The 12,960-nt window shown below is 74.8% G+C and carries 10 protein-coding genes; 6 read left to right on the top strand and 4 right to left on the bottom strand.

Annotated features, from left to right (window positions below):
• On the top strand, positions 1 to 1,115 hold a 1,115-nt coding region (locus tag FGF04_RS08755), incomplete at its 5' end, for a helix-turn-helix transcriptional regulator (protein ID WP_149510709.1).
• A gap of 135 nt (positions 1,116 to 1,250) precedes the next feature.
• Complete coding sequence (locus FGF04_RS08750) at positions 1,251 to 1,604, top strand: hypothetical protein (RefSeq protein WP_149510686.1); 354 nt, start codon at positions 1,251 to 1,253, stop codon at positions 1,602 to 1,604.
• A gap of 49 nt (positions 1,605 to 1,653) precedes the next feature.
• Here the strand turns inward: FGF04_RS08750 and FGF04_RS08745 are convergent, their stop codons facing one another.
• Together FGF04_RS08745 and FGF04_RS08740 are read right to left on the bottom strand one after the other, a co-directional pair.
• Positions 1,654 to 2,217 carry a DUF6624 domain-containing protein gene (locus tag FGF04_RS08745; protein ID WP_235882244.1) on the bottom strand — a complete coding sequence of 188 codons (564 nt, stop codon included), beginning with the start codon at positions 2,215 to 2,217 and terminating at the stop codon, positions 1,654 to 1,656.
• Positions 2,214 to 2,783, bottom strand: a complete 570-nt coding sequence (locus tag FGF04_RS08740; protein ID WP_408055595.1) for an ATP-binding protein — start codon at positions 2,781 to 2,783, stop codon at positions 2,214 to 2,216. The genes FGF04_RS08745 and FGF04_RS08740 overlap by 4 nt, the downstream gene beginning before the upstream one ends.
• Before the next feature lie 299 nt (positions 2,784 to 3,082).
• Here FGF04_RS08740 and FGF04_RS08735 point away from each other — a divergent pair, with 299 nt between their 5' ends.
• From FGF04_RS08735 to FGF04_RS08725, 3 genes are all read left to right on the top strand, one after another.
• A complete protein-coding gene (locus FGF04_RS08735) occupies positions 3,083 to 3,904 on the top strand; it encodes a helix-turn-helix domain-containing protein (RefSeq protein WP_149510707.1) in 822 nt (273 codons plus the stop codon).
• Positions 3,905 to 3,907: 3 nt separating this feature from the next.
• Complete coding sequence (locus FGF04_RS08730; RefSeq protein ID WP_149510684.1) at positions 3,908 to 4,153, top strand: DUF397 domain-containing protein; 246 nt, start codon at positions 3,908 to 3,910, stop codon at positions 4,151 to 4,153.
• Positions 4,154 to 4,257: 104 nt separating this feature from the next.
• Positions 4,258 to 5,067 carry an SAM-dependent methyltransferase gene (locus tag FGF04_RS08725; RefSeq protein WP_149510683.1) on the top strand — a complete coding sequence of 270 codons (810 nt, stop codon included), beginning with the start codon at positions 4,258 to 4,260 and terminating at the stop codon, positions 5,065 to 5,067.
• Between the two features lie 50 nt (positions 5,068 to 5,117).
• Here FGF04_RS08725 and FGF04_RS08720 read toward each other — a convergent pair whose 3' ends face one another.
• The gene (locus tag FGF04_RS08720; RefSeq protein WP_149510682.1) at positions 5,118 to 6,515 is read right to left on the bottom strand and encodes an FAD-binding oxidoreductase; all 1,398 of its coding nucleotides are present in this window, start codon (positions 6,513 to 6,515) and stop codon (positions 5,118 to 5,120) included.
• Positions 6,516 to 6,631: 116 nt separating this feature from the next.
• On the bottom strand, positions 6,632 to 9,277 hold the full coding sequence (locus FGF04_RS08715; protein ID WP_149510681.1) for an ATP-binding protein: 2,646 nt from the start codon (positions 9,275 to 9,277) through the stop codon (positions 6,632 to 6,634).
• Between the two features lie 242 nt (positions 9,278 to 9,519).
• On the opposite strand from FGF04_RS08715, the gene FGF04_RS08710 reads away from it, so the two are divergent.
• Positions 9,520 to 12,951, top strand: a complete 3,432-nt coding sequence (locus FGF04_RS08710) for an alpha-L-rhamnosidase (RefSeq protein WP_149510680.1) — start codon at positions 9,520 to 9,522, stop codon at positions 12,949 to 12,951.
• Positions 12,952 to 12,960 lie beyond the last annotated feature (9 nt).

The raw sequence follows: 12,960 nt of genomic DNA, 5'->3' as shown, positions 1-12,960 counted from the left end.
CCGGCGACCTGGACGAGTGCCTGACCTGGCTCTCGGACGGTCTGGAGCGGGCCGGCCGCGCCGGACTGCTCGCCGCGCCCTATCCGCTGGAGATGCGGTACCTGCGCTCCCTGGTGCTCTACTCGCTCGGCCGCTGGGACGCGTGCGTGCGCGAGGCGGAGAGCGACGCCGAGGGGCTGCCCGCCTCGGGCGGGTACGCGGTGGCCCCGGCGCTCCTCGTGGCGCTGGCGCGCGGTGACGAGGGGGTGGCCGAGCGGGCCCGGGCCCTCCTGGACGGACCCTTCGACTGGATGGCCACGCTCGTGGCGGGCATCCTGCTGACCGACGCGGCGGCGCTGCGCCATGATCCCGAGGCGGCCGTCGACCAGGCCCGTACGACGCTGGCGGCCCTCGTCGACGACGCGGGCACGACGCCGGACGTGGCGGTGCGGCTCGCGGCGCTCGCCCTGGGACCCGTGGCGGAGGCGGCCGTGACCGCCCGCCGCAGCGGTGACGAGGAGGCCGTACGGCGCTGGACGGGGACCGCCTCGGAGCTGGTGGCCTCGGCCCGGGTCACCGCGGCCGAGGGCGAGGACGGCATGCCGCAGGGGCCGGAGGGGCGGGCCTGGCTGGCGCGCGCCGAGGCCGAGTGGGCGCGGGCCGCCGGGGAGCCGGACACGGGTGCCTGGGAGAAGGCCGTGGCGGCGTTCGGCTACGGGGACGTCTACGAGCAGGCGCGCTGCCGGCTGCGGCTCGCGGAGAGCCTGGTGGCGTCGGGGCTGCGCGAGGAGGCCGCGGAGCAGGCGCGCACGGCGCTCGACACGGCCGTACTGCTGGGCGCCGTACCGCTGCGCGAGGACCTGGAGCGGCTGGTGCGCCGGGCGCGGCTGGCGGAGTCGCTGCCTCCGGCGCACGGGGTGCCCGCGCTGACCGCCCGCGAGAACGACGTGCTGCTGCTCCTCGCGCGCGGGCGCACCAACCGGCAGATCGGCGAGGAGCTGTTCATCAGCGGCAAGACGGCGAGCGTGCACGTCTCCAACATCCTGGCGAAGCTGGGCGCCGCGAGCCGCACGGAGGCGGTGGCGATCGCGTACCGCGAGGGGCTGGTCCAGGCGGAGCCGACCGCGCCGGGGTGAGCGCCGGAGCTGCGGGCCCGTGCCGATGGCGGTGTCATGGGAACAGGCCCGCGCGGGGCCGAGCCGCCGTTTGTGCCGGGGGCAACCGGTTACCCGAGCGGTGGCGCGCATCCGTACAAGCAAAGGTGGCTGTTCATGACGTCCGGCACGCATCTCGCACTGACCCTCACGCTCACCGGTGGCTCGGCCGCCGACGCGCGGGCCGTCGTCCACTCGCTCGAACCCGTCTTCGGCCCGCCGGACACCCTGCCCGGCGACGACGGCGCCACGGTCTACACGGTGAACTTCGACACCGACACGCCGGGGGACGCGAGCCAGGAGGCGCCTGCCGGGTCCGAGCTCACCACACCCGTGACCGTCACCCTCCAGGGCAACCCGGACGCGGTGCGCCGGGCCGACGAGACCCTCTCGGCGGCCTTCAAGGTCCAGGAGCGCGGCGCGGCCTCCGGCGACCAGGAGCAGGAGCGGGAACTGCGTCTGGAACCGTAGGCCCCTCCCGCCGGGGCGGCGGCCGGCTCACCCGTCGGGCCCAGCGGTCTCACCCGCCCGGGCGCAGGCTCCGCATCTGCACGTCGAGGGGGGCGAGTCCGACGTCGCGGCGGCGCTCGTCGAGCGTCGCCGGCCGGCGGACCGGGTACGGGCACATGGTCGCGGGGTCGACCCGGGTGCCGTAGAACTGCGGCTCGCCCAGTTCCACGGCGCAGTGGTCGGCGATGTACGCGTGGTGCGGCGCCGGGCAGCGGCCGTCCGCCGCGGCCCGGGCGATCAGGTCGCGGCACGCGAGCTGGAAGTCGAGGTCCGGGGCGTGCAGCAGGATCATCAGGGCCGCCGTGGAGGCGGGCGTCCCGATCAGCTCCGCGGTCGGCCAGGCGTGGCGCCGGACGATCGCCTTGAGCGCCTCCGCGTTGTCGCGGCGGCACCGCTCGACGCGGTGCCGGGCGGCCGGGGTGGGGGTGCGGTGCGCCTGCACCGTCGCCCGCCGGTCCTCCTCCACGCGGCGCACCAGCTCGCGGGCGAGGGCGGACGCGAGCGCCGGGACCAGGACGGGGCCGCCGTCCCGGTCGTGCGGTGCGGGGCGGGCCGGGACGGCGGGACCGGTCATGGCACGTCCCGTATCCCCAGTGAGAACCAGACCCGCTTGCCCGTGCCGCCGGGCTCGGGCGGTGCGACGCCCCAGTCGTCGGTCAGCGCGGCCACTATGGCCAGCCCGCGTCCCGATTCCTCGCCCACGTCCGCGCAGCGGCGCCGCGGCAGTTCGGCCGAGCCGTCGGCGACGTGGACGCGTACCTCGTGAGGGGTGCGTTCGACGGTGACCGTCACCGTGTCCTCGGGCCCTGCGCTGCCGTGGCGGACGGCGTTGGCGAACAGCTCGTCCGCGGCGACGACGGCGTCGTCGAGTCGCTCGTCGGACAGCCCGGAGTACGCCAGTTGCTCGGCGACCAGGCGGCGTACGGCGCCGGCGCGTGACGGCAGGGCCGCCAGCACGGAGCGCAGGACCCGCGGCGGTGCCGGCGGCTGTTCGTGCGGGCGGCCCGCGGCCGGAGGCCGGGCCCGGGCGTGCAGGACGGAGGTGCGCGGGCCGCCCGGTTCCCCCTGGCCCCCTCGCCGGTCCGCGTGGTCGGGCCCGGCGGGGTTCGTCCCCGGGTTCCTCGGTCGTCCGTCGGTCACGGTGGCCATCCAGGTCTCGCATCGGGCGCCGCGGGCTCGACAGACCTGCGGGGACGTCACCTGCGGTGCGCTCGCGCGCCGTTGTGCGCCGTGGCCGCCGGACTGTGCGGCAGGTCACTCGCTCCCTATGATTGCGTACACGCTCAATCCGTAACAAGCGTTCTGATAATTTCAGAACGCTCCACGCACCTCTGTCTGTGCCCGTCACGGCGTGGCACACTGCTGGCCGTGACGGCCGTTCCGGGAGGTAGGACGTGAGCGACAACCGCTCGGGCGGCAGCGCGCCGACCGTCCTGCGCATGGTCCTCGGAAAGCGGCTGCGGCACCTGCGGGAGCAGGCCGGGGTCTCCTTCGAGGAGGCGGCGCGCGCCATAGAGGTCACGCCCCTGACGGTCCGTCGCATCGAGAAGGCCGAGGTCGGCCTGCGCATCCCCTACGTGAAGGAGCTGCTGCGCACCTACGGGGTGCCGGCGCCCGAGGCGGACGACTTCGTCTCGATGGCCAGGGAGGCCAACCGGCCCGGCTGGTGGTACTCGTACCGCGACGTGCTGCCGGAGTGGTTCAGCGCGTACGTGAGCCTGGAGAGCGAGGCGGCCGTCATCCGTCTCTACGAACCCCACTACGTCCCGGGCCTGTTGCAGACGTACGACTACGCGGCCGCGCTGCTGCGCACCGGTTTCCCCAACGAGACCGGGGAGGAGATCGACCGCCGTGTCGCCCTGCGGATGCGGCGCCAGGACCTGCTGGCCAAGGCCGACGCCCCGGCCGTCTGGGCCGTCCTGGACGAGACGGTGCTGCGCCGCCCGGTGGGCGGGGCCCAGGTGATGCGGGCCCAGCTGGACCGGCTGGCCGAGTGCCTGGACCTGCCGAAGGTCCGCATCCAGGTGCTGCGCTTCGCGACGGGCGCGCACCCCGGCGCGTTCGGCCCGTTCCACTACTTCCGCTTCGGTTTCTCGGAGCTCCCCGACATCGTCTACACCGAGAGCCTCGTCGGCTCGGTCTACGTCGACCAGCCCGCCGACGTCGTGACGTACCTCGAAGTGCTGGACCGGATGTCCGTGCAGGCGGAACCGGTCTCCCGGACCAGGGCCATCCTGGGTGAACTGCGCGAGGAGTTGTGAGCCATGAGTTCCACGGACCCCGTCCACAGCGGCATGCCGGCCACCGACCTGGGCACCGAGGGGTGGCACAGGCCCTGGAGCGGCACCAACGGCGGCAGTTGCGTCGAGGCCAAGCGGCTGCCCGACGGCAGGGTGGCCCTGCGCCAGTCCAGGGACCCGGAGGGGCCGGCCCTGGTCTACACCCGGGACGAGATGATCGCGTTCCTGCGGGGTGCCAAGTCCGGCGAGGCCGACTTCCTCGTCACCTGACCCGGGTGTGCACAGTTCGCTCCCGATGTCCAACTTGCGGTCTCTGTCGTTGAGTTGACGGTACGTTGAGGAGGGACCGCGCGACGCAGGGCAGGAGATCCCCCATGACAGACGACCGCCCCGTTCCCGACCGGGACGCCTTGTCCAGGATCGACACCACGGTGCCGCAGTCGGCCCGCATCTGGAACTACTGGATGGGCGGGAAGGACAACTACGAGGTCGACCGGGAGGCGGGGGACGCCTACCGCCGGATCGCGCCGAACATCGAGACGATGGCCCGCGCCTCCCGCGCCTACCTGATCCGCACCGTGACCTTCGTCGCCGGGGAGCTGGGCATCCGCCAGTTCCTGGACATCGGCACGGGCCTGCCCACCTACGACAACACCCACCAGGTGGCCCAGCGCGTGGCGCCGGAGTCGCGGATCGTCTACGTGGACAACGACCCGCTGGTGCTGCGGCACGCCCAGGCGCTGCTCACCAGCACGCCCGAGGGGGTCACCGACTACATCGACGCCGACCTGCGCGAACCGGAGAAGATCCTGGCCGCGGCGGGCCGGACCCTCGACTTCGACCGGCCCGTCGCGCTGATGCTGATGGGCATCCTGGGCCACGTCCAGGACTACGACGAGGCCCGGTCGATCGTGCGCCGCCTGCAGGCCGCCCTGCCGTCGGGCAGCTACTTCGTGCACTACGACAGCACCGACACGGACGCCGAGCTGAAGCGCGCGCAGGAGGGGTACGACGACACCGGCGCCGTACCGTACGTGCTGCGCAGCCCGCGGCAGGTCGCCGCGTACTACGAGGGCCTGGAGCTGCTGGAGCCCGGCATCGTCCCCTGCCCGCTGTGGCGCCCCGAGCCGGGCACCGACCCGCGGCCGACGGACGTGTACGGCGGGGTGGCCCGCAAGCCCTGACGCCCCCCGTCGGCGCCAGGACCCGCGGGCGCACCACCGTCCCGGCCGGGTCAGGTCCGTGCGGCCGGCCGGATGTTCTGGTTGAGCCGGAACAGGTTGTCCGGGTCGCGGTCGGCCTTGATCCGGGCCAGGCGCGCGTAGTTGTCGCGGTAGCTGGCGCGCACCCGCTCCTGCCCCTCGTCCATCATCATGTTCACGTAGGCACCGCCAGCCGAGTACGGGTGCAGCGCGTCGAAGTAGTCGACGGTCCACTTCCTGATGCGGTCGGCGTTGGCCGGGTCGGGGTCCACGCCCGCGTACACCGAGGCCCAGCGCGCGTCCCGGTAGCTCCACGCGGTGTCGGTCGGCGCGTGGTCGTGGACGGCGCCGTCGATCGGGTACAGGTGCATGGTCGACTTGACGCTCGGCAGCGCGGCACCGAACCCGGCGTGCTGTTCGATCGCGGCGCCGGGGATCTCGTTGACGAAGTCGGCGCGCCAGTACCACTGGTCGCCCGGCGGGTAGAGCCCGTCGAAGGCCGACTGGATCGCGGGGTGCGGCATCGGCGCGGGTCCGTGCAGCAGCGGTTCGGGCACGGCCGAGAGCAGGGGCGCCATCAGGCGGGCCGCCTCGTCGGCGTCGCCGCCCGCGTAGCACCACACGACGCCGCAGGCCGTGCGCCCCTGGAGCTCCTCGGGGAACGGCGGCGCCGGCGGGACCGCGCCGAACAGGAAGAAGCCGTTCAGGTCGCGGGGCGCGTGCGGGATGAAGTCCCGGTAGGCCGCCAGGACCTCGGCCGCGCTCTCGACGGGCCAGAAGGTGGGTCCCGCGACGACCGTGCTCACCTCGTGCAGCCGGAAGCGGAAGGAGGTGACGACGCCGAAGTTGCCGCCGCCGCCGCGGATCGCCCAGTACAGGTCGGTGTTCTCGTCGGCGCTCGCGCGCACGTGGGTGCCGTCGGCCAGGACCAGGTCGGCCTCCAGGAGGTTGTCGACGGTCAGCCCGCACCTGCGGGTGAGGTGGCCGAGACCGCCGCCCAGGGTGAGGCCGCCGACGCCGGTCGTGGAGACGATGCCGCTCGGTGTGGCCAGTCCGTGCGCGTGGGTCGCCCGGTCCACCTCTCCCCAGACGCAGCCCCCGCCGACGCGCACCGTCCTGGCCGCGGGGTCGACCTCGACGTCCTTGAGCGGGGACAGGTCCACGACCACGCCGTCGTCGCAGGTTCCCAGCCCCGCCCCGTGGTGCCCGCCGCCGCGGACCGCGAGCGGCAGGCCGTGGTGGCGGGCGAAGCCCAGGACGTGTGTCACGTCCTCGGCGCCGGCGCAGCGGGCCACCAGGGCGGGCCGCCGGTCGATCATCGCGTTGTAGACGGCGCGGACCTCCTGGTACCCGGGGTCCTCGGGGCCGGTCAACTGCCCCTTGAACCCGTGCAGTTCCTGGCGAGCGGCCTGGGCGGGCGAGACGGACATGGGCATCCCCCGATCCGGGGCCCCGTTCACCGGGCCCCTCCGATGGCCCCTGTTCTAGTGCGCCGCCGCGCACCCGGCCATCCGTCCCCGCCACTCAGCTCGGCGGGCGCGGCTACCTAGGGCGGGTCGCCCGCGGGCAGGATGCCGAGTTCCCTGGCGCGGGCGGTGGCCTGGTGGCGGGTGCGGGCGCCCAGTTTGTCGAGGACCGCGGCGACGTGGTTGTCGACGGTGCGGACCGACACGACGAGCCGTTCGGCGATCTCCGGGTTGGTCAGGCCCCGGGCCAGCAGCCGCACCACCTGGAGCTGGCGCTCGGTGAGGCCGGCGGGGTTCTCCCGGGTGGCGGCGAGCGGCCCGCGCGGGACGTGCCGCACGCCGAGCCGGCGCAGCTCCGCGCGGACCAGCCGCGCCAGGGGCTCGGCGCCGAGCGCGTCCAGTGCGGCGAGAGCGGTGAGCTTGTCCCCGGGGTCCGGGCTCTCGGCGAGGGCGGCGGCGTGCTCGTACGGGCAGCCCGCCGCCTGCCACGCCCGCGCCGCCTCCTGCCAGCGGCCGGCGCCCTGGAGGGCGTACGGGTGGTCGGAGCCGTCCGCCGGCACGGGGTGCCCGGCCTTGRCGAGCCAGTGGCCGAGCTCGGCCCGGTGCGCGACGGCGGACAGCCGCCGCGCCTGCTCGAACGTCTCCCCCACCAGCCCGGCCACCGCCCCGTGGTCGCCCCGCAGCCAGGCGGCCTCGGCGCGGGCGGCGGCGACCGGCCCGGTGCGCTGCAGTTCACGGGTGCGTACGGCGATCTCCCAGGCCTCGTCCAGGAGTTCGTCCCCGCCGGCGCGGCCGCGCCGGACCCGGACCCGGGCCAGCACGGTCAGGGCGGGGCAGCGGGCCGGGACGAAGTCGTGGGCCCCGATCTCGGCGTGCCGCTCCGCGTCCTCCCAGTCGCCCGCCGCCAGTCTGCGCAGCGCCATGGCGACGTGCAGGTAGCTGAGGAACCCCACGTGCTCCGCCCGGTCGGCCAGCTCGATGCCGGGGGCGAGGAACCGGTCGGCCTCGGTGTACTCCAGGCGTTCGAGCAGCGTCCAGATGAGGTTGGCGTACGAGCGGCAGGCGTGCTCGACCTCACCCGCGGCCAGCGCGACCCGCAGGCTCTCCTCCAGCTGGGCGCGGCCCCGCGGGTCACCGGCGCGCCAGCGGGCCGAGCCGACGTTGTTCAGGGCGTGCGCGAGGATCGCCGTGTCGCCGGTGCGGCGGGCCAGGGCGATGGCGCGTTCGCCGAAGTCGACGGCGGGGGCGGTGCGTTCGGAGAGCATGTGCAGCTGGGAGGTGTTGCTGAGCGCCAGCGCGAGCAGCCGGTCGTCGCCCGCCCCCTCCAGCACGCTGATGGCCTCGCGGGCGGCCTGCTGCGCCTCGTCCGCGTTCCCCGCCCACCAGTGGATGCGGGAGAGCCAGCGCAGGTCCGCGCCGAGCGCCCTGGTGTCGCCGAGGGAGCGGCGCAGCGCGACCGCCTCCTGCTCGGCCTCCACGGCGGCCGCCGAGTCGGCGACGGTGTAGCTCTCGACGGCGTACCGCTCCAGCAGACCGGCGAGTTCGGCCGCGCCGAAGCGCTCGCGCTGCCGCAGGACCAGCCGCAGGTGGGCCGCGGCCTCCCGGTGCGCGCCCGCCCCGGCGGCGTCCCGGGCGGCGTCGGGCCCGTACCGGGCGATCGCGTCCCGGTCCCCCGCCTCGGCCGCGTGGTGGACGAGGCGGGCCGGGTCGGAGCCGGGCCTCGCGACCAGGGCGGCGAGCACCCGGCGGTTGAGTCCGATGCGCCGGGCGGCCGGCAGCGAGTCGGCGACGGCCCGGCGAATCAGCTCGTGGCGGAACCCGGCCCGTTCCGGTGTGACGGTCAGCAGACCGCGCTGCTCGGCCACTGCCAGTTCCCCCACGCCGTCCGCCAGCAGGGCGTCCACCAGGGGGCGTTCGACGGCGGACGGCACCACGGCGAGCTGTTCCAGCGCGTCCCGGATGCGGTCGTCCAGGTCGCGCAGCCGGGCGAGGACCGCGTCGACCACCGTCGGCGGTACGGCGCCGGTGCCCCCGGCCGCCACCACCTCGGTGACGAAGAACGGGTTGCCCGAGGTCACCGCGTACACCTCGGCCGGGTCCAGCCGGCTCACCGCGCTGAGCCGGCGCACCGCGTCCGGCGACAGCCGGGGCAGCGGCAGACGGTGGACGCGCTCGGCCCGCGACACCTGGCCGAGGAGGTGGCGCAGGGGGTGGCGGCGGTCGAGCTCGTCGTCCCGGTAGGTCAGGACCAGTACGGCCGGCAGGCGTTCCACCCGGTGCACCAGGAAGCGCAGCGCGTCGAGCGTGGCCTCGTCGGCCCAGTGCACGTCCTCGACGACGAGGACGGCGGGGKGCGGGGCCGCGACGAGCTCCGCCCGCAGCGCGTCGTGGACGCGGGGCCGGTCGCCGCCCGCCGTGAGCGCCCGGACCAGCTCCGCGCCGATGCCACCGCCACCGCCGATGCCACCGGCGCCGGTACCGCCTGCGCCGCCGACGAGGTCGCGGAAGGGGCCGAGCGGGCGGCGCGTCGCGAGGTCGTCGCACTCCCCCACCAGGACGCGCGAAGTGGCGGGCAGCACCCCCGGCATGGCCCTCACCAGGCTGGACTTGCCGATGCCCGCCTCACCGTGGACGAGCACGACGGAACCGGCTCCGTCGGCCGCTTCCCTGGCGGCGGCGGCCAGCCGGTCCAGCTCGTGCTCGCGTTCGAGGATCCCCCAATCCACTGCGCCATGCTGGCACATGCACGCCTCTTGAAGCCCCACGGCGGCGCCCATAGGATCGTCCAGCGGTGCGTGAAACGTTTCAACCCCACCTCGCGCGCCCCTCGGGTCACCCCCTCCACCGCCTCCCTCCGCTCCACCTGTCTCCTCTCACTCCGTCTCTCCTCACTCCGCTCCGCCTCCCCTCGCTCCGTCACCCGCATCCGCATCCGCATCCGCGCACGTACGCAACCAAGGGACCCCACATGACCAACGGTTGGAACCGCCGCGCCTTCCTCCGGAGCTCGGTGGCCGGAGCGGGCGCCTCCGCCGCCCTCGCCACCGGTACCGGCACCGCGTCCGCCTCCGGCTCCGCGTCCGCCACGGCATCCGCGACGGCCGGTGCGGCGCGGCCGGGCAGGCTGCGCATCGCGCGCACGACCGTCGAGTACGCCGAGACCCTGCTCGGCACCGAGGTGGAACACCCGCGGCTGACCTGGGAGTTGACCGCCGACGGACACGGGGCCCGGCAGACCGCCTACCGCGTGCGGGTCGCACTGAGCGAGCAGGGCCTGCGCGAGGGGCGGCGCGCGGTCTGGGACTCCGGCCGGGTCACGTCGGACCGCAGCGTCGGCGTCGCGTACGCGGGCCCCGCCCTGAAGCCGCGCACCCGCTACCACTGGCAGGTCAGGGTGTGGGACGCCGAGGGCCGGCCCTCGGCGTGGAGCGCGCCGCGCTGGTGGGAGACAACGTTGTCCGAGGACGCCTGGCAGGGCTTCTGGATCGGCGCGGCGGCCGCTCCCGAACCGCCGTCGTTCGCGGGGGCGTCCTGGATCTGGTCGCCCGGCTCGACCGCGAACGACGCGCCGAACGGGCCTCGTTGGTTCCGCGGGACGCTGACACCGCCCGCGGGCGCGGAGATCCGCAGGGCCACGCTGCTGGCGACGGCCGACGACGACTTCACCCTGTACCTCGACGGCCGGCAGGTGGCGCACCAGGCCGAGCAGGTCGACGCGTGGCGGCAGGGACATCTGGTCGACGTCACGGAGGAGGCGAGAGCGGCGGCCGCCGGTGCGGGTTCCGGGGATTCCGGCGGGTCCGGCGAGTCCGGGGCTTCCGGTGGCTCCGGGGCTTCCGGTGGTTCCGCGGGCTCCGGGCGACTCGTCGTGGCCGCGCTCGCGACGAACCGCGGCAACGCGTCGGTCAACCCCGGCGGCCTGCTCGTACGACTCCTCGTGGAGTACGGGGACGGAACTGGGACCGGGACCGGAGCTGGGAGCGGCGCCGGGACCGGGACCGGGACCGGGACCGTGGAGCTGGTCACGGGTGACGGGTGGCGGTGCGCCGAGGAGGAGCAACCGGGCTGGCAGCAGGCGGACTTCGACGATTCCACGTGGTCGGCGGCCACCGTGCTCGCCCCGTACGGGCAGGGCCCCTGGGGCGACGGGGTCTCCCTCGCGGCGCCCGAGCAGCCGGCGCCGCTGCTGCGCCGCGCGTTCACCGTCACCAAGCCCGTCGCCCGGGCCCGCCTGTACATCAGCGGACTCGCCTACTACGACGCGGAGATCAACGGCGAGCGCGTCGGCCGCCAGGTCCTGGACCCCGGCTTCACCGACTACGACGAGACCGTCCTGTACGCGGTCCACGACGTGACGGCCCACCTGCGCCGGGGCGCCAACGCGATCGGCGTGACCCTCGGCCGCGGCTTCTTCGGCATGACGACGCCCAACGTCTGGAACTGGCACCGGCCCCCGTGGCACGGCGAACCACGGCTCCTCGGCCAGCTGGAGATCGACCACCCCGACGGCTCGCGCACCACGATCGCGACCGACGACGAGTGGCGCATCACCGAGGGCCCGACCCGCTCCAACTCCCTTTACGCGGGCGAGAGTTACGACGCACGCAAGGCACCGCACGGCTGGACGCGCCCCGGCTTCGACGACAGCGGCTGGCGGGCCACGGAGCGCCGGGCCGCCCCGAAGGGCACGCTGCGCGCCCAGCCGCACGACCCGATCGAGGTCGTCGAGACCGTACGCCCGGTCGCCGTCGAGGAGTTGCGCGAGGGCGTGTACGTCGTCGACATGGGCCGCACCATGGCCGGCTGGACCCGGCTGACCGTGCGCGCCCCGGCGGGGACGGCCGTGCGCCTGGTGCACGGCGAGAAGCTGAAGCAGGACGGGAGCGTGCACGCCGAGACCGGGCACGTGCCGGGCCGGTTCCAGACCGATGAATACGTGTGCGCGGGCGGCGGCGCCGACGAGGTATGGGAGCCGAGGTTCTCGTACAAGGGCTTCCGGTACGTGCAGGTCGAGGGGCTGCCCACGAAGCCCGGGCCGTCGCAGGTGCTGGGCCGCGTCGTGCACACGCCGGTGGCGGCGACGGGGTCCTTCGCCTGCTCCGAGCCGTTCTACGAGAAGCTGGAGCGGGCGATGCGGCGCACCCTCCTGAACAACCTGCACGGCATCCCGACGGACACGCCGATGTACGAGAAGAACGGCTGGACCGGCGACGCGCAGCTGGGCGCCCCCGTCATGGCGTACGCGCTCGGCGTGCACCGCTTCCTGTCCAAGTGGCTCGGCGACCTGAAGGACAGTCAGAACGCCGACGGACAGCTGCCGGTGATCGTGCCGAGCGGCGGCTGGGGCTACGGCGACCTCGGGCCCTCCCCCGAGTGGACCACGGTGTACCCCTTCCTGCTGCGGGAGATGTACCGCGTGTACGGGGACGACCGGCTGGCCCGCGACCACTGGACCCCGCTCACCCGCTACCTGGACTGGGAGATCTCCCGGCTCAAGGACGGCCTGGCCGTGACCGCGCTCGGCGACTACCTGCCGCCGGGGTACGGCGGCAACCCGCCCGAGGACACCCGGCTGACCGCGACGGCGTACCTGCACCGGGCGCTCGTCGGCACCGCGGAACTCGCGGACCTGCTCGACGACACGGCGGTCGCGGACCGCTACCGGAGGGCCGCGGACGGGCTCAAGGAGGCGTTCAACGCGGCGTTCCTGGGCCCGGACGGGCACTACCGCACGGCGAAGGACCCCGACTACCGCCAGACGAACAACTGCGTCCCGCTCGCCTTCGGCCTGGTCCCGCCGGGCGCGCGGGCCACCGTCGTCGACTCGCTGCTGGCCGACATCGCCCGGCGCGGCAACCACCTGAACACCGGCGCGCTCGGCACCAGCGTCCTGCTGCGGCAGCTGTCCGCGCAGGGGCACCCCGAGGTGGCCCACGCCCTCGCCACCCAGCGCACGTACCCGAGTTGGGGCCACTGGTTCGAGAACGGCGCCGACACCATGTGGGAGATGTGGCCGCTCGACTCGCGCTCCCGGGACCACTATTTCCAGGGCACGGTCGTGCAGTGGCTGTACGAGAATGTGGCGGGCCTGCGTCCCGGCGACGCGGGCTACCGCACCTTCACGGTGCGCCCCGACGGCCGTACGGGCGTGGACTGGGCCCACACGTCGCTGCGCACGGTCCGCGGCGAGGCCTCGGCCGCCTGGTCGGCGGTGGACGACGCGGTCCGGCTCTCGGTGCGGGTGCCGGTGGGCTCGACGGCGCAGGTGCACGTCCCGGCCCCGGCCCGGTCGGCGGTACGCGCCCCGGACGCGGCACGGTACGTGCGGACGGAACCGGGGTTCGTCGTGTACGAGGTGGGGCACGGCGGGTGGGAGTTCGTGTGGCGGGCGGCCGGGTGAGCCCTTGAG

It is taken from the genome of Streptomyces apricus (assembly GCF_008369065.1).
GTDB lineage: Bacteria > Actinomycetota > Actinomycetes > Streptomycetales > Streptomycetaceae > Streptomyces > Streptomyces apricus.
This window is presented reverse-complemented; position numbering and strand designations above follow the sequence as displayed.